This window comes from Paenibacillus xinjiangensis, assembly GCF_059686975.1.
Genome location: NZ_JCAALS010000015.1, coordinates 17,057 through 33,558, shown reverse-complemented (window position 1 = coordinate 33,558; position 16,502 = coordinate 17,057). Strand labels below are relative to the sequence as shown.

General features: G+C 46.1%; 15 protein-coding genes and 4 tRNA genes. 16 read left to right on the top strand and 3 right to left on the bottom strand.

What is annotated here, in order from left to right; translation table 11 throughout:
- Positions 1 to 53 precede the first annotated feature (53 nt).
- The 12 genes from AC6ESP_RS15980 to AC6ESP_RS15925 all read left to right on the top strand — a co-directional run bounded on the left by AC6ESP_RS15980 (position 54) and on the right by AC6ESP_RS15925 (position 11,480).
- Positions 54 to 1,781: a methyl-accepting chemotaxis protein gene (locus tag AC6ESP_RS15980; protein ID WP_497097720.1), complete on the top strand. Its 1,728-nt coding sequence runs from the start codon at positions 54 to 56 to the stop codon at positions 1,779 to 1,781.
- 198 nt (positions 1,782 to 1,979) lie between these two features.
- Positions 1,980 to 2,714, top strand: coding sequence for an ABC transporter ATP-binding protein (locus AC6ESP_RS15975; protein WP_497097719.1), 735 nt, complete (start codon positions 1,980 to 1,982; stop codon positions 2,712 to 2,714).
- Complete coding sequence (locus AC6ESP_RS15970) at positions 2,680 to 3,750, top strand: efflux RND transporter periplasmic adaptor subunit (RefSeq protein ID WP_497097718.1); 1,071 nt, start codon at positions 2,680 to 2,682, stop codon at positions 3,748 to 3,750. Before AC6ESP_RS15975 ends, AC6ESP_RS15970 begins: the two co-directional genes overlap by 35 nt.
- A gap of 3 nt (positions 3,751 to 3,753) precedes the next feature.
- A complete protein-coding gene (locus AC6ESP_RS15965) occupies positions 3,754 to 6,672 on the top strand; it encodes an FtsX-like permease family protein (RefSeq protein WP_497097717.1) in 2,919 nt (972 codons plus the stop codon).
- Between the two features lie 5 nt (positions 6,673 to 6,677).
- Positions 6,678 to 7,562, top strand: coding sequence for an ABC transporter ATP-binding protein (locus tag AC6ESP_RS15960; RefSeq protein WP_497097716.1), 885 nt, complete (start codon positions 6,678 to 6,680; stop codon positions 7,560 to 7,562).
- A gap of 6 nt (positions 7,563 to 7,568) precedes the next feature.
- A complete protein-coding gene (locus AC6ESP_RS15955; RefSeq protein WP_497097715.1) occupies positions 7,569 to 9,137 on the top strand; it encodes an ABC transporter substrate-binding protein in 1,569 nt (522 codons plus the stop codon).
- A gap of 167 nt (positions 9,138 to 9,304) precedes the next feature.
- Positions 9,305 to 9,469, top strand: coding sequence for a hypothetical protein (locus AC6ESP_RS15950; RefSeq protein WP_497097714.1), 165 nt, complete (start codon positions 9,305 to 9,307; stop codon positions 9,467 to 9,469).
- A 154-nt stretch (positions 9,470 to 9,623) separates the two neighbouring features.
- Positions 9,624 to 9,700 (top strand) — tRNA-Met (locus AC6ESP_RS15945).
- A 34-nt stretch (positions 9,701 to 9,734) separates the two neighbouring features.
- Positions 9,735 to 9,811: transfer RNA gene (locus AC6ESP_RS15940), tRNA-Ile, on the top strand.
- A 21-nt stretch (positions 9,812 to 9,832) separates the two neighbouring features.
- Positions 9,833 to 9,921, top strand: a tRNA-Leu gene (locus AC6ESP_RS15935).
- Positions 9,922 to 10,106: 185 nt separating this feature from the next.
- Positions 10,107 to 10,778: a ribonuclease H gene (gene rnhA / locus AC6ESP_RS15930; protein ID WP_497097713.1), complete on the top strand. Its 672-nt coding sequence runs from the start codon at positions 10,107 to 10,109 to the stop codon at positions 10,776 to 10,778.
- 12 nt (positions 10,779 to 10,790) lie between these two features.
- Positions 10,791 to 11,480, top strand: a complete 690-nt coding sequence (locus AC6ESP_RS15925; RefSeq protein WP_497097712.1) for a uracil-DNA glycosylase — start codon at positions 10,791 to 10,793, stop codon at positions 11,478 to 11,480.
- A 75-nt stretch (positions 11,481 to 11,555) separates the two neighbouring features.
- Here AC6ESP_RS15925 and AC6ESP_RS15920 read toward each other — a convergent pair whose 3' ends face one another.
- The 3 genes from AC6ESP_RS15920 to AC6ESP_RS15910 form a co-directional block, all read right to left on the bottom strand.
- Complete coding sequence (locus AC6ESP_RS15920; RefSeq protein ID WP_497097711.1) at positions 11,556 to 12,488, bottom strand: S-layer homology domain-containing protein; 933 nt, start codon at positions 12,486 to 12,488, stop codon at positions 11,556 to 11,558.
- A 138-nt stretch (positions 12,489 to 12,626) separates the two neighbouring features.
- Positions 12,627 to 12,803 carry a YjfB family protein gene (locus AC6ESP_RS15915; protein ID WP_497097710.1) on the bottom strand — a complete coding sequence of 59 codons (177 nt, stop codon included), beginning with the start codon at positions 12,801 to 12,803 and terminating at the stop codon, positions 12,627 to 12,629.
- A gap of 65 nt (positions 12,804 to 12,868) precedes the next feature.
- On the bottom strand, positions 12,869 to 13,129 hold the full coding sequence (locus AC6ESP_RS15910) for a YxzE family protein (RefSeq protein WP_497097709.1): 261 nt from the start codon (positions 13,127 to 13,129) through the stop codon (positions 12,869 to 12,871).
- A gap of 162 nt (positions 13,130 to 13,291) precedes the next feature.
- Here AC6ESP_RS15910 and AC6ESP_RS15905 point away from each other — a divergent pair.
- The 4 genes from AC6ESP_RS15905 (at position 13,292) to AC6ESP_RS15890 (ending at position 16,350) form a co-directional block, all read left to right on the top strand.
- A tRNA-Val gene (locus tag AC6ESP_RS15905) sits at positions 13,292 to 13,363 on the top strand.
- A 537-nt stretch (positions 13,364 to 13,900) separates the two neighbouring features.
- Positions 13,901 to 14,401 (top strand): hypothetical protein, encoded by a 501-nt coding sequence (locus AC6ESP_RS15900; RefSeq protein ID WP_497097708.1) that lies wholly within the window; start codon positions 13,901 to 13,903, stop codon positions 14,399 to 14,401.
- 1,316 nt (positions 14,402 to 15,717) lie between these two features.
- Positions 15,718 to 15,873, top strand: a complete 156-nt coding sequence (locus tag AC6ESP_RS15895; protein ID WP_497097707.1) for a hypothetical protein — start codon at positions 15,718 to 15,720, stop codon at positions 15,871 to 15,873.
- Positions 15,874 to 16,194: 321 nt separating this feature from the next.
- Complete coding sequence (locus AC6ESP_RS15890; RefSeq protein WP_497097706.1) at positions 16,195 to 16,350, top strand: hypothetical protein; 156 nt, start codon at positions 16,195 to 16,197, stop codon at positions 16,348 to 16,350.
- Positions 16,351 to 16,502 lie beyond the last annotated feature (152 nt).

The window sequence follows — 16,502 nt, the reverse complement described above, 5'->3', positions numbered from 1 at the left end:
ATAAATTAGTAGAAAACGATGAGAGCAGCAGGACAAAGGGGCGGAATATAAAAATGAGATTTAACTTAAAAATCAAACTAGCTATTGTCGGGGCAATACCATTAGTCATTTATTGTGCTTCAAATCTTTTTTTGGTAGGTGAAATAAAGAAGAATCTGGATCGCATGGTAGCTGGTATATACGAGACGGCAAGCCGAACGTCCTCACTAGTGTTGAATGCCGATCGTGATCTATATCAAGCTTATTCAGCTTATCAATTTCTGGAGTCAGGCCAATTAAGTGAAGCTGACAAGGCCAAATGGAACGAGGTGCTGACAACTAATATTCAAGAAGCTTCTGACCGACTTACTGAGGCTGGGAAGATTGCTGAGGAGAATCATATTATGGATCTTACCTTCGGTGAATCTGAGGCAACGATTAGAGAAGTTTCTGAACAATTCACCATTGATTTCTCCAAATGGACGGAAGTGGTGATGCAGAGCGCTTCTGGCTCCAATGTCTCGATGAATAGTCAGCAAATGTTCGATATGTTCACGGCAGCAAGAGCGGGACTAGATGACATTGGGGATATGCTGGAGCTGTATGCACAAGAACAGATTGATCTGAACTATGAGCAATATAATGAGACTAGAAACTCGATAATGATAGGGTTAGCGGGAATCATCGTGCTGTTGAGCGTTCTTATTATCTATTTGTCAAAAGTCATTATGAGTAATGTTGGCGGCATAATGCGCAAAACAAAGATGGTGGCGGAGGGTGATCTGACCGCCATACCTAGTGAGAAATATAGTAAGGATGAGCTTGGAGATATATCGCGCTCGGTTGACCATATGATTGAAGCGACAAAGCAATTGATATCTGACATTGCTGCCAATGCTACGGAAGTTCGTCAATCTTCTCAGCAGCTATCTACGGCATCGGAGGAGTCAGCAGCAGCCTCTGAGCATGTGGCGCATAACATTCAGGAGGTTTCCAGCAGCTCGGAGCTGCAAGCAAGAGGAGCAGAAGAGGTAGCCAAAGCAATTGAAGAGATGGCCGTCGGTATTCAAAGAATTGCTGAGAATACCTCTGCACTTGCGGATCATTCCAATGATACCTCAAGCGAGACGAACCAAGGGAATGTGTATCTGGAGCAGCTAGTTGAGCAAATGCTGCAGGTGAAGCAAGCTATGGATAAGCTGTCAGAAGTAATAGGAACACTGGAGAATCGTTCCCAAGAGATCGGAACCATAACAGAGAATATTACCGCCTTCGCGAATCAGACGAATATTTTGTCGCTTAACGCTTCTATTGAGGCTGCACGGGCAGGGGAGCATGGCAGAGGCTTCGCAGTTGTTGCTGAAGAGATTCGTAAGCTTGCTGCAGGTTCGCTTGAATCTGCACAAGGCATTCATCAGCTGGTTGTGGAGACACAGAATGAAATTGCTGGAGCATCTGTCTACATGAATGCAACGATGAGGGAAGTCGAGGCAGGCAGCGATAGAGTGAAAGAAGTCCAACAGAGTCTAACAGGAATTGCTGCATCGGTTAATCAGATGACAAGTCAGCTTCAAGAGAATGCGGCTATAACGGAGCAAATGTCGGCAAGCTCTGAGGAAGTATCTGCCTCGATTGAGCAATCGGCTTCAGCAGCATCGAGGAATCTGGAGAAGACAGAGAGTGTCGCTGCAGCAACAGAAGAGCAGTTGGCCCTAATGGACAATATCTCCTCTTCTGCTAAGCATTTGGATCAAATTGTAGGGGAGCTCAATCGCGTTATCTCCCATTTTAAAGTGAAATAAAGGGATATTCATAGAACTGAATTCGATGAACCCGTAAAGGGCTTAACGGGTTCAGTTTTTGTTTTTGTGCTAAGGAAGCTGACAAAAGAAATTTTTGGTGAAATTAATGTTAAAGTGTGTAACTTTTTGCATACATGGTACGTCTAACGTTAGACAATGAGAATTATGAAAGAGATAGGGGAGGTATTGCAACCGTTCATGGCAGCATTTATAGGGAAAACAAAGAAAAAGGACGGGCAACGGGCTGAAGAAGAATTACATAATGGTAAGTTACTTTCTGTGGTGAGTGTGGAGCGTACTTTCCAAGCAGGAGGTGCGCCGCTGCGTGTATTGAAGGGGCTCGATATGGAGCTTAAGGCTAATCAGCTCGTCATGCTTCGCGGCAGATCAGGCTCTGGCAAGACAACGCTGCTCAATTGCCTGGGAGGGCTGGATACACCAAGTAAAGGAGAAATATGGTTCAATGGAAGAGCCTTCCACAAGCTGAGTGACAATGATCGAACGTTAATAAGACGTAAAGAAATGGGATTTATCTTTCAAGCATTCGCGCTGATGCCGTTACTGTCTGCATGGGAGAATGTGGAGCTGTCGCTGCGAATGGCCGGAACCCCTCGGGGCCAATGGAAGGAGCGTGTTGCTCATTGCATGGAGCTTGTAGGGCTGGAGAAACGGATGCATCACCGTCCCTTCGAGCTGTCAGGCGGTGAGCAGCAGCGTGTTGCTATTGCCAAGGCCATTGCACATAAGCCAATTCTGCTATTAGCGGATGAGCCGACGGCGGAGCTCGATTCGAATATGTCCGCTCAAATTATGGCGGTTTTCCAGAATATTATCCGTACAGAGGAAGTTACGATTTGTATGACTACACACGATCCTACAATTTTGGAGGTTGCCGATCATGTCTATGAAATGGTTGACGGGAAGTTTATTTAAACATTCCGCTGTTATATTGCTATCTGCATCTTTATTATTCGCGAGTGGCTGCTCGCTGCTGCCGGACGAGGATGAAGAGGAGGTTCTGCCTTCCATCGCACCGCCGCAAATATCCAAGAAGCCAGAATATGAAGTTACTACGGCGACACTGGAGACTAAGGTACAAGTAATTGGGAAGCTCTTGTCCCTTCAAGAGGAGACCATCTATTTCACGCTTGATGGTCAGCATCTGAAGGAGCTCAATGTGAAATTGGGTGACAAGGTTGAAGCCGGTCAAACGATCGGTGAGCTGGATGTTGACTTAATGACACGGGATCTCCGCAACAAGCGCTTAGCCTTCCGCAAGGAAGAAGCGACGATGAAGGAGACTCTTCGCGGCAAGGATGAGATGGACCCGATTGAATTCGAGGGGTTGTCGATTGCCTTTGAAGAGAAGAAACAGGAAATCTCCGATCTGGAGGCGGAGCTTGGCAAGGCGGTTCTCAAAGCTCCATTCAGTGGAACGATCGTTACCTTGAATGTGAAGAAGGGCGACGCAATCAAAGCATATGCCCCTATTGCGGTTATCGCAGATACAAGCAAGCTATCGCCTGCAGCGAAATTAAGCAAGGATGAGCTGGCGAAGGTAGCCGTTGGCATGCCGATCGTCGCTGATTTCGGCAGTGCTGGCAAATTCAACGGAACAGTAAAGGTTCTTCCGGTTGCAGGTACTGACCAATCAGGCGGCAACAATGGCGGTGGCAATGGTGAGCCGGAGAAGGAGCGTCCTGAGGATTTCCTTATTGTAGACATCAAGGATATGCCTAAAAATTTAACACGCAATACTCCTATTTCGATAAGCATTATTACGAACAGAAAAGAAAATGTGGTTGTGATTCCGCCATCTGCATTACGCTCAATCGGCTCGCGAACCTATGTGCAGGTCGTTGATGCAGACGGCAAACGAGAGGTGGATGTAGAAGTCGGACAGCAGACCGCAACTCAGGTTGAAATTGTGCAGGGGCTGACGCCGGGGCAGAAAGTAGTAGGTCGATAACCTATGGGAATACCACTGTTTCGATTTATATTCCGCAAGATGTGGAATACGAGGTGGTTGACGCTTAGCACACTGGCAGGGCTAACCCTTGCAGTAGCATTTGCCACCAGTATTCCAATGTATGCGGACGGAGCATTGAAACGCGTTGTAGCTGAGACGCTGCAGCAGAAGAGCACTGGGCTTCCAGCAGGCTCCTTGCTAATGCGTTATCAATCGCCTGGGGCGGCCAAGACCGATCTCCCGTCGCTTAATCAGGTCAGTCAATATATTAAAGATGAAGTACCAAGTGAAATCGGGTTTCCATATGACACCTATGTGAAAAGCTACTCTATCCGTAGTGCTGACGTCATACCTGAGGATTCCACGAAGGTAGATGCTAGTCGCAGTCGTCAATTGACGATTATGTCTATGTCTGGTATTGAGGAGAAAACGGAGCTGGCACAAGGCCGCTGGTTCAACAAAGAGGCTGGAGACGGAGATCTGCTGGAAGCAGTCATGATTGAGGATGCAATGTACCGCAACGATATTCATATCGGTGATGTATTCGAATATCCAGTGTATGGTGGACTTGATTTGACGCTGCGCGTCAAAATCGTCGGTGCTGTTAAGCCGCTAAACGATACAGATCCTTATTGGTATCAAGGGCTGGAAGGCCTGATGAATACACTCCAGATAAGTGAATCAACTTTCTCTACTGCATTGATGGAGAAAGCAGGAATTCCGATTAATAACGCCAGCTGGTATTATGCATTTAATCTTTCTGAGATCCAGACGAGCCAGCTGTCACCGCTTGGCCGTACGCTTGAGCGCTTGAACATTGAGCTGTATCAGAAGCTCAAGGATACGAAGGTCGAAATTTCATTCGCATCTACGCTCAATGAGTTCAAGAAGCAGAGCTTGCAGCTGCAGACACTGCTGTTCACTCTCGCAGCGCCAATGATCGCAATGGTGTTTTACTTCATCGCTATGAATGCACGCCAATCCTTGGATAAACAGCGCAGTGACATCGCGGTATTGCGAAGCAGAGGCGCAGGAACAAGACAGATTATTTGGATTTATTTATTAGAAGGGCTGCTGCTTGGCGGGGTTGCGATTGTTATCGGTCCGTTAATCGGATGGTTTATGGCTAAGAGCATCGGTTCTGCTAACGGCTTCCTATCCTTCGTCAATCGCAAATCGATACCAATCGGCTTCTCGACTGATGCGATTATTGCCGGCGGCGCGGCTGTATTGCTAGCGCTTCTGTCGACGATTATCCCGGCAGTCATCTATGCAAGGTCATCAATCGTCAGTTACAAGAGAGATCTTGCTCGCTCGGACCGCAGTCCATTCTGGCAGCGCTGGTTCCTGGATGTTCTGCTTCTGGGAGCAGCTGGTTACGGCTGGTATATGTTCAATGAACGACAAATGCTGACCTTCCAGACGGGAATGACTACCGATCAGCTGAATGTACAGCCATTCCTGTTCTTCGTGCCCGCGCTTTCTATCTTTGCGCTTGGGCTCGTGTGTCTCAGGTTATTCCCTTGGCTGCTGAAGCTGTTCAATTGGCTCGGGCGTCGGTTCCTGCCGGTACCTTTGTATTTGACGCTAACCCAGTTGTCACGGTCTTCCAAGGGGTATTACCCACTTATGATTCTACTGATTCTAACGCTTGGTCTTGGCGTATATAATGCATCTGCGGCAAGAACAATTGAACTGAATTCAACAGAACGAACGTTGTACAAATACGGCTCTGACGTTATTATCACCTCTGTGTGGGAGGGCACGCCTGAGATTACGAATACAGGCGGTAATAACGGAGGAGGCAGTGGCGGTAACGGCGGTGGCAATGGTGGATCTGGCGGTTCAGGCGGATCTGGCGGCGGTGCTGGAGGTGGTGCAGGTGGCGGTGCAGGTGGCGGCGGTCAGACCGTACCAAGCCGCATTCTGTATAGTGAGCCTCCATTCGAGGTGTTCCGTAAGCTTGAGGGTGTTGAAGCAGCCGCGCGCGTGCTGCAGACCAAAGGCAATGTCGTCGTATCGGGCAAATCGATTGGTCAGGGGACAGTTATGGGAATCGATAATGTTGATTTCTCAAAGGTAGCCTGGTTCCGTAATGATCTGTTCCCGCAGCATCCTTATTATTACTTGAATAACCTAGGCATGTATGAGCAAGCCGCACTTATTCCATCGAAGGTTGCAGAGAAATTCCAACTCAAGACAGGTGACTTAATTTCTGTAGGATTCCCGGAAGGGATGCTTGACTTCGTCATCGTCGGCATATTGCCGTATTGGCCGAGTCAATACCCGGATCAATCACCGTTTATCATTACGAATCTGGATTATATATATGACCAGCTTCCGATTATTCCTTATGAGGTGTGGCTGAAGATGAAGCCGGATGCCAAGGTGGCTCCAATCATCGAGGAGCTGCAGAAGAATGGTATCGATCTAGCCACTGTCAAGGACGTTCGCACAGAGCTAATTACACAAGGGAAGCACCCGACTAGGGGCGGCGTATTCGGTATTCTAAGCCTAGGCTTCCTCGTATCCGTCATTGTCACATTGACCGGTTATGTGCTCTATTGGTTCTTCAACCTATCGGGTCGTGTTGTACAGTTCGGTGTGCTAAGAGCAATGGGACTGTCACGCAAGCAATTGACTGGCATGCTGCTGCTAGAACAGCTGTTCACTGCAGGGCTGTCTATTGGGCTTGGGGTGCTGATTGGTAAAGTAACGAGTATACTCTTCCTTCCATTCCTGCAGACAGCAGAGAATGTAGCAGATACCGTCCCACCATTCCGCGTCGTGTTCGATTCGAAGGATACGATGCAGCTGTATTTTGTAGTAGGCTTCATGATGCTGACTGGAGCTGCGCTGCTTCTCCTGCATATCCGCAGGCTTAAGGTACATCAAGCGGTCAAAATGGGAGAGGAGCGGTAGCATCTATGATCGATTGCGAAGGACTTGTCAAAATATACAAAACAGACGAACTAGAGGTTGTCGCTCTGCAGGGGCTTAATTTGAAGGTAGAGGATGGCGAGCTGATGGCCATTATCGGCAACAGCGGCAGCGGGAAGTCTACACTGCTCAACATTCTCGGCGGGCTGGATCATCCATCTGCTGGTACGGTGACCGTAGGACCTTGGAATTTGCTCAAAATTACAGAGGAAGAGCTGGTTAAGTACAAACGGGAAACCGTTGGCTTCATCTGGCAAAATAACGCAAGAAATTTGCTTCCGTATTTAACGGCGCTTGAGAATGTTGAAATGCCGATGATGCTATCCGGCAAGGTTGATCGCGCCTATGCGAAGCAGCTTCTAGAATGGGTAGGACTCAAGGAGAGAATGTACAACAAGCTCCATCAGCTGTCAGGCGGTGAGCAGCAGCGTGTCGCCATTGCGATCTCGCTATGCAACCGTCCTAGGCTTCTCCTTGCCGATGAGCCTACGGGCTCGGTAGATACAGCTACCTCTGATCTGATCATGGGCATATTCCGCAAGCTGAACCGTGAGATTGGCATTACAATCGTTATCGTTACCCATGATTTGACGTTAGCAGGCAAAGTCGATCGTGTAGTCGCCATACGTGATGGATTAACGAGTACAGAGTTTATTAAACGTAACCCGAATATGATTCCGGGTGGAGGTGAGGAACAGCATACAGGCAAAGGACTTCAAGCCGTTCATGAAGCTTATGTTGTAGTCGACCGCGTAGGTCGGCTGCAGGTTCCTAAGGAGTATTTGAATGCTCTCAATATTACAGACAAGGCAACGATGGAATTTGATGGTGAGCGTATCGTAATTACGCCGCCTAAATCATTGGGGGGTTAGGAACAAATGGATAATGGGGTAAAAGGGAAACAAGTGAAGAAATGGGTTGCACTCACTTTATTAATGACGATGGCCATAACGCTATTGGCAGCATGCAGCAAAGGTACAGAAAGCTCAAGTGAAACGAGCGTTGTGCGTATTGGGGTATTGTATGGCAGCTCTGATAATGATCCTTACTTCCGTCAGCAGTATACAGACATGTATGAAATGTTGAATCCTGGTGTCGAGTTCGAAATTGTGAACGCCATTAATTACAATGACCAACGCTATGAAACACCGGGACCAGACGGCAGCACGACACAGCCTGATCCTTATGAGAAGATGAAGGAGCTGCTGACTGGTCAGAATCCGGTTGACGTGGTTGTTCTGGATTACAGCATGCTGCGCCGTCTTACTCAGGATAACCTGCTGCAGCAGCTTGATCCGCTCATTCAACAGAGCAAATTCGACCTAAGCGATTATGTACCAGCTGTACTTGACGGTATCAAATCGGCTGGCGATAACAATATTTATGCACTAACGCCGACATTCACAGCTTCTGCTCTTTATTACAACAAGAAGATCTTTGCAGATGCAGGAATTGAGCCTCCTACTGATAAAATGACTTGGGATGATATTATCAACAAAGCTCGTCAAGTAAGCAAGGGTGAAGGTGCTGATCGTACGTTCGGTCTATCCATTAATCGCTGGGCAGGGGATGGCTTCTACGATACTCAGACCTATAGCGCTCCACTTCAGCTCAAGATGTGGGATGACAAAGGCGAGAAGATGCTTGTGAACACGGACCAATGGGAAGCTGTCTGGACTACAGTAGCTAATCTCTACAAGGAAAAAATCACACCAAGCCAAGAAGACATGAGTGCTATTCAAGAGAAAATTGCAGCAGCAAGCGGAGATTCCATGTATTATAACCCTGTCCAAGGTGATTTGTTCTTGGGTGGTAAAGTAGCGATGACGGTTGCCGAATACGGATATATTAATGAAATTAAAAACACGATGAACAACGCAACTAAAATTAAAGATTTCGAGCCGTTCGAGTGGGATGTCGTTACACCTCCTACCCATGCTAGCAATCCGAATGTTGGCGGCAATGTGTACTTCAGCCAGCTGATGGGTATTAATGCGAACGCACAAAATGCGGAAGATGCTTGGAAGTTCATTCAATTCACGAACAGCAAGGAATGGGCGGAGCTGAAATCCCGGAGTACGTATGAGCTTGTATCACGCAAGGAGTTTTTACAGCCTAAGGATGGAATGAGCTATAATGTTGAGGCATTCACAACACTACAGCCAATTCCACCACAAAGCTCTGATGCTGAGAAGCTGATGCGTGAGAAACAAGGCATCTGGGAAGCGCAGCAGCCAGCTTATGAACTATTCCAGCAAGTCATTAAGGGCGATAAAACTGCCAAAGAAGCATTGCAGGAATGGGAAACAAAGGGCAATGTCGTATTAGAGAAATTGAAGAACGCTCCAACGACTGGCACTGAAGGAGACGGAGGCGGCATCATAGAGCCTATGCCTCTGGAGGAGCCGGCAACTGATGAAGTTTCAGTGGAGGCCATAGCACGCTAGATCATGTAAGAAGACCCGTATAAGGCGCCTAAAGGCCTTATACGGGTCTTTTATTCATAGGGCCACCCTAAGTATACAAAGCTCTGGAGAGGTTAAATTAAGTATGGCAATTCTGCTTGATTTATCCGAGTTTGGGGTAATCTAAGTGGCGAGGGGGGATAGCAATCGTGAGATGGATCTATTGGGTCAGGCTGTATGAAACGAAGTTCCAAGCCGGCTGTCTAGTTCGAAGAATGGAGAATGATTGGTGGGTATATGGCTACGAATGCCCGCAGGAGATTGAAGTATTCCGTTCACGAAAAGGGCGCTATGGCGTTCGTTTTCTACCATAAATGCAAGGACAGCTCATCTGAAATGCACGTATGCAAAGGGTGCGTACATTTTTTTCTATATTAATTCAATAAAATGCTTGACTATATAATAGCGGATATTGTATATTAATTGATGTCGCCATTTCAAAAAGATGTTTTTACCAAATGGATACGTCGCGGGGTGGAGCAGCCCGGTAGCTCGTCGGGCTCATAACCCGAAGGCCGCAGGTTCAAATCCTGCCCCCGCAACCAACCTTTCGATTAAACGTCATTCGGACGTTTGCGAGGGCCCTTAGCTCAGTTGGTTAGAGCGGTCGGCTCATAACCGATTGGTCGGGGGTTCGAGTCCCTCAGGGCCCACCATTTGAAACAAACATCACACATGCCGGGGTGGCGGAACTGGCAGACGCACAGGACTTAAAATCCTGCGGTGGGTGACCACCGTACGGGTTCGATTCCCGTCCTCGGCACCATTCCTTTTACTGCTTACCTAATAGGTCAGTAAATACGAATCAGATTCACCCAAATAAGTACATGCATAGTCTAATAGTAAGGAATGACTTACTGGACTAACAAACCCCTTTCTCATGACTTGCATAAGTCAAGATGAAGGGGTTTTTACTTTATACATACTAGAGAAGAAGGCGGGAGTCTAACAATGGCAGCAAGCAAGCATTATGTTGTATGGGTTGGGAAGCAGCCGGGAGTGTATGGGACTTGGAAGGAATGTCAGGAGCAGGTCAACGGCTATCCAGAAGCCAAGTACAAATCCTACGAGACAAAGGAGCTAGCTGCTGCTGCGTATAGGGATGGCTGGAAGAGCCATTGGGGGCAAGGTAAATCTTCAAGTACAGGTTCAACTGCAAGCAAGGGGAAGCCGTCAATGGGCGTCAAGAAGCAGGCAGTGCCTGCTAGCGAGCAAGCTATTGATTACGACAGTATCTCTGTAGATGTGGGTACGCGCGGCAATCCAGGCCCGGTCGAATATAAAGGCGTTGATACACAGACTGGTGATATTTTGTTCTATGTAGGCCCTATACCGAATGGTACGAATAATCTGGGTGAATTTATCGCTGTGGTACATGCGCTGGATTATTTGAAGAAGAAAGGGAGTAAGCAGACCATCTATAGCGATTCCAGAACGGCATTAAGCTGGCTTCGTAACAAGAAGGTCGCCTCTACACTCAAACGAGATTCCTCAACAAAACAAATATGGGAACTGACAGATTGGGCTACGAAGTGGCTCCACACGAATAGCTATGAGAATAAGGTTGTGAAATGGAATACCGAAGAGTGGGGAGAAATCCGAGCTGATTTCGGTCGCAAATAGGAGGTAGTTACATTGGTAATTGCAACGGGGAATGACTGGGAGCAAGTGCTTGGAGATGAGCTGAATGAGCCTTATTATGAGCAACTGAACGCTTTTTTGACAGAGGTGTACGAGTCCAAGACGATCTATCCGGATCGATCACATATTTTTAATGCCCTTCAATGTACCTCCTATGAACAAACGAAGGTCGTCATACTTGGACAAGATCCGTATCATGGGCCTAAGCAGGCACACGGGCTTAGCTTTTCCGTACAGCCAGGTGTTAAGATTCCGCCATCACTCAAAAATATCTATAAAGAGCTTCATGAGGACTTAGGCTGTCCGATTCCAGAGCATGGATCCTTGCTCAACTGGGCTAAGCAGGGGGTGCTGCTCTTGAATACCGTATTAACGGTGGAAGAGGGAGCTCCGAGTTCCCATCAGGGACTTGGCTGGGAACGATTCACCGATCGCATTATTGCAGCACTGAATGAGCGTGACAAGCCTGTTGTGTTCATCCTGTGGGGCAAGCATGCCCAGCAGAAGGCAGGAGCTATTCAAGCGGACAAGCATTATGTTATCGAATCACCGCATCCGAGCCCGTTTGCGGCTCGTAAGGGCTTTTTCGGCAGCCGTCCGTTCTCAAGAACGAATGAATACCTACGCAGCATTGGAAGCCCGGAGATTGACTGGAGAGTCCCTGAAGTTGGAGAGACAGAGTGAATGGCTTTGAACATATTATTAACGAAACGAAAAAGCCTCTTATGCCGACTGGTCGGAATAAGAGGCTTTGGATTACTATTCAGCGCTGCTGCTGACTGGTTGATCTGGATTGAATAGCACAGGCTTAAGCGCCGCGTCTACATAAGTTACTACTTGGATGTCAGTGATAACCTGAGGATACATTTTATCAGGGTCAGGTTGAACAGTTTCGGCGTGGATTACAGCTTGACTATCCTCGAAGCTGATGGATACAATGCGAAGGCCATAACCAGGGTGAGGAGCTTGACCCGTAATCGTCACCTTGTTCACTTCATCATTAACAGCTGTAACATCAAGCTTTAAGTTCAAGTTCGGATGCTCCTCTGTCGTTACTGGCGGGGTGTCGCTTACGAATGCAAGCCCGTCATGGAGCCAAGCTGCAGCGTCTCCGCGCGTAATAGCTGTTGTTGGATAAAAGTTTTGTTTCTCATCTAGGCTCGCGATCTTGCTGATTAGAAGCTTCTGGATGCTGTCCATATAATCAGCATTGACATCCTTCTCGTCATTTATGAGCATGAACATCTCGATGAAAGCATAATCGCCTTGCTTGGCAATGGCTTTGAATAAATGATGGGCGAATTGCTCACGTGTCATTTCGTCTTCTGCTTTTACATCCTTCGGAATTTCCAATCCGTTGTAGTGTGCGATAATGATGGCATCAGAGTACCATGCGTCGTCCTTGAGATTGGTATAGTTGTCAGTGACCTTTGGCGCTTTGATGAAGCGCAGATTGTCAATGTTGAGGCCGAAGCCCTTGACCAGCATAGAGATGCCTGAAGCATAAGTCAGCTTGCCTCTAGAATTGAACTTGCCGTCCTTCTCGCCACTTAGTATACCTTGCTTCTGCAGTGCAGCAATTTTTTGTTCGTTCGGATCATTTTTAATGTCACTGAATGCCGAGACAGTCTGTCCCAGAGTCAAGATTAAGAGCGCAGCCATTACTAGAATAAGTAGTGGTTTTTTCTTCATGGGTATCACCTCTTCTGAAATTTTGCTATGCATGTAGTCTGACGGAGCACAGCGCCATATTGTTGCACAAAATTTAGCAAAAAATAAAAGACGGCAAGAATCACTTCCCTAGCAGGAGGAGATTCTTACCGTTCTAGCTTACACCTTAATGTCCAAATTGTTACCTACGTTCGGATTTACACTTGATTCCATCATTTTGATTAGTCCCTGACCTTGCTGCTCCATCTGCTGCTTGCCCATCGACAATACTTTAATAGAAGCTGCTTGCGACAATGAGGCTTGGCTTAGTGAAGTTGATAATGCTGCGATATCCATCTTGTCTGATCACCTCCAACCTCTATATCGGCAAATTCTGTATAGAGTTGAATGGGAGAAGGGAATCAATCGCCGCCGCCGCCGCCCCCGCCATCACTACCGCCCCCGTCGCTGCTGCTGCCATGATCGTGAGAGTGGTCGTTATGGTGGTGATGATGACCGTGATGCTTATCATGATTGCTCGCGGTCGAGTCTGAGAAGAAGAAGGAATCTTGTCCGCTGCGTCTTTTTCTGCTGGTATTCTTATTCCGATTGTCTTTCATGATTAGTGAAATAATAATCCATAAGAATGCGAATAGGAATATAATGATGAAGAATACATCCATAGGTAACCATCCTTATTCTTTATTTTGTTATATTTTACCTCATTAAAAAGGATATTCCTATAAGAAAATGGTGGAATCGATTAGAACTGCTTAGTCGGTATATGTAGTCGAAAAAAACGCTTGATTTCAATTATTAATTTATGGTATTATAATTTCTGTTGCAGGACGGTAGCTCAGCGGGAGAGCACTACCTTGACAGGGTAGGGGTCATGGGTTCGATCCCCATCCGTCCTATACCATTTCTCAATGTAAAACCCTTATTCTATAAGGGTTTTTTTGTTGTCTATAATTCCCGGAAAAACTCTCTAGGTTATTGGGGGGGCATATCAGGGGGCATTGCTTATGTTGCAAGACGTGTCCCATTTCACTATGAAGCTAAACGATATCGCCACTATAAGGTCGTCTAAGCTGATGTGTGCAAAAGCTAATGGTCTAAGTACTAAGATTAAGGAATGTGTCATAAAACTATCAGACAAGGTAAGAGAAGAATATGAACTAAAATACCAAAGTAGGTTTTCTTCATAAAATTGAGGTTAGCCTTATTTTAGTTTCATTTGTGACAGAAAGTGGGACATACTTCCTAATAGGATTTAAATTATTGAAGTGATAGTCGTAGGAGTCATTTAGGTATTCGCTTCTTTGAAAGTAATTTGTTTACTACAATGTCGTGTGAAAGTAAAAACATATTAAATACTATTAGGCTATTACCATCACTTAAAATTCATCTCTAACATATAATTATCTTAATTTCCTTTCAGGATGGTGATAAGCGTGGGTAAAGATGGATTAACTGGTCAGACTGGACTGACTGGATTAACTGGATTAACTGGTTCAACTGGACTAACTGGTCCAGCTGGTCCTCCGGGACCAGTGTTTGCATATGGATCATTATTTGCAGACAGTATAGAAAAGCAAGTAATCGTAGGGGCGAATCTAGACTTTCAATTTAGTGGCCCATCATCCAATATAATTGCAGATACTGCTACAAACTCCCTTACTCTTGTTAATGCAGGAGTATACCAAATTACATTTGATGGTACTTTTCAACAACTTACAAGTACACCTTTCATTTCCATGGCAATTATGAATGGCGTCACATTTATTGCACCGCCTTTCCAGGTAGTGTTGCCCGACAATACACTTACTACTGTTGCAGCTGTAAGGCAAGTATCTGTTGCAGCTGGTAATGCCATCTCCGTGCGGGTAGTGGTTCTTTCAGGAGGAACAGCCTTATATTCAAATTTATCTTTAACAGCTATCCGACTGGCATAATTCTTCTTTAAATCACCTCTTCCTGACAAAGAAAATTGCGTTTGGTTCTCATCGTGCACATCTTTGCACCGTCTTAGCACATATGCGCAGACTTGTTTGTGTGTCCAAACCTGTTTCCGTTGGGGGGCACATCATGTTCCAGCCAGATTGATAGATTCGGCTCTTATACGTTGCAAATGATTTTGCTTTGCGAGCTCAACAATTTCCCTTGGGATCTTCCATCTTGCAGCTGCTGCGATTGCTTGAGCATCGAGGAGCGGCGTCGTTGCCGCCCTCTCTGGCTCCCAGCGTGTTGATTCACTAGAGCATAAAAGGTATTGTCAGAAACTCCGTTTTGCTTTGCTACCTCTTGCCAGTGTACATACGACCGTTTATGGCGCGATGCTCTCGGCCAAGCAGTCCCGGGCAATCGCCTGCACCAAGTTCTCCTCCGGGTCCTGCTGGACCAGTTAAACCGACCATACCGGTCACGGCAGGTGGTCCAGGAGCCCCTGAGGTCCTGTCAATCCAGTAAGTTCAGTTAGTCCTGTTTCTCGCACAATCTATCACTCCCGTACTTTAATATTTAAAATAAATGTAAGGGAAATCTACGCTTAACCTTCCTTGTCTTCAACTAGCTCGTCTTGATCACTTCCCCAAATATAATCATAACCAGACTTTGGAGTAGTGTCTGTATCTTTTTATGACTATGATTTGATTCTTTGGTTCATCTAATTCTAAATCACTATCTTTTTCTAACCGGGTCATAATAATTCTCCTTTGTTTAAGTTTATCCAAAGTAATTTACCCGAGAGTACCTTTAAATATTCAGGCGATATCAGAAATACATGGAAGGAATCTTCAAAATGGACTATAAAAAGCTAACCACCGATCTCATAGAAGTCAATCAAACAGCCTTTGCACTAAGGCCACCGATATCAGTAAGACTGTTTGCCGGCGATATGTACAAGGACAATAATGATTAGATTCTATTGATTTAAGGCACACTCGTGTTGTGATGTTGCTGGAGATGCGTGAAACAATAGGAGAAAAGCCTTTAAATATGCGGTTTTTGAGCACATTAGTATTGGTAGGCAATGAGCGCCTCAATCTTGACACGGTAGGGGTCATTGATTCGATCCCCATCCGTCAGAAGCCTTGATAGACAAATAATATTACGAGGGTCTAACTTTAACGTTCAACAGAATAGTATTTTACATCATGAATGTTACTATCTAGTGGATGGCAGCAGGATAAGAGGGTTTGCCCAGAAGTAGATAGTTACTACTTCCAGGCAAACCCTTTTTAATACGCTTATTTACAGCAGTCTAAGACTGATGCGGGATATCGCATTTGTTCCGAATGAACTGAATCTGATTCTGGAGGCGATTGATTTCCTCTTGCTTGCTGCTGTCCGTATGCCCCTCGAAGGAGCTACTTCAAGCTGTTGCAACAGCTCGGGTAGATCGGAGGATGCGTTAGAGCAATTGTAGTCACTGCTGAGATTATCGACCATAAGCAAGTTGTCTCCATTTCGTAGGTATGGTGTTGAAGCTCGAAACCCGTAATAGTATGGGCGGGAGGAGCGATCATGATGCAAACTTGTGATTTTTTTGTGAACGGAACAAACAGAATGCAGTATGGAGAATCCTAGTCACGCATACATATATATAAGCCTTAAGAACTCGATGTTTACGAAGTTAGTTTTGCTACGCAAAACGAAGCCCATGCTTACGAAGTAAGTTTTGCTACGCAAAACGAAGCTCATGCTTACGAAGTTAGTTTTGCTACGCAAAACTTTGAGGAGGAGCTATATGGCAGAGGGATATGCTATTCTAACGATGTGGGTTATTGGTCTGTTAGGTGTTGTTGCAGTCGTAATCACTTGCACGGCAGAGCTTATTCGTAAAGATTCCTTCACCTATGATGAGCAGTTCGTATGGATGAGGAAGCTGCCACGCAAGGACTAGGACTAAGGAATGGATAAGTCTGCTGTGCGGATATATCGGTGACGGTATTGTCTGCTATTGCAGGCTTTTTTAATAGGCTTGAATAAGGATGAGGGGGGGCGGGCATGCTACTTTTTGATGCCATTCGGGCGGGTGTGCATATGACCTGTCCA

Bases quoted from the DNA above. Each gene is read 5' to 3' on its own strand.
- AC6ESP_RS15980 (WP_497097720.1), top strand. From the start codon at position 54: ATGAGATTTAACTTAAAAATCAAACTAGCTATTGTCGGGGCAATACCA.
- AC6ESP_RS15975 (WP_497097719.1), top strand. From the start codon at position 1,980: ATGGCAGCATTTATAGGGAAAACAAAGAAAAAGGACGGGCAACGGGCT.
- AC6ESP_RS15970 (WP_497097718.1), top strand. From the start codon at position 2,680: ATGTCTATGAAATGGTTGACGGGAAGTTTATTTAAACATTCCGCTGTT.
- AC6ESP_RS15965 (WP_497097717.1), top strand. From the start codon at position 3,754: ATGGGAATACCACTGTTTCGATTTATATTCCGCAAGATGTGGAATACG.
- AC6ESP_RS15960 (WP_497097716.1), top strand. From the start codon at position 6,678: ATGATCGATTGCGAAGGACTTGTCAAAATATACAAAACAGACGAACTA.
- AC6ESP_RS15955 (WP_497097715.1), top strand. From the start codon at position 7,569: ATGGATAATGGGGTAAAAGGGAAACAAGTGAAGAAATGGGTTGCACTC.
- rnhA (WP_497097713.1), top strand. From the start codon at position 10,107: ATGGCAGCAAGCAAGCATTATGTTGTATGGGTTGGGAAGCAGCCGGGA.
- AC6ESP_RS15920 (WP_497097711.1), bottom strand. From the start codon at position 12,488: ATGAAGAAAAAACCACTACTTATTCTAGTAATGGCTGCGCTCTTAATC.
- AC6ESP_RS15915 (WP_497097710.1), bottom strand. From the start codon at position 12,803: ATGGATATCGCAGCATTATCAACTTCACTAAGCCAAGCCTCATTGTCG.
- AC6ESP_RS15910 (WP_497097709.1), bottom strand. From the start codon at position 13,129: ATGGATGTATTCTTCATCATTATATTCCTATTCGCATTCTTATGGATT.
- AC6ESP_RS15895 (WP_497097707.1), top strand. From the start codon at position 15,718: ATGCGGGATATCGCATTTGTTCCGAATGAACTGAATCTGATTCTGGAG.
- AC6ESP_RS15890 (WP_497097706.1), top strand. From the start codon at position 16,195: ATGGCAGAGGGATATGCTATTCTAACGATGTGGGTTATTGGTCTGTTA.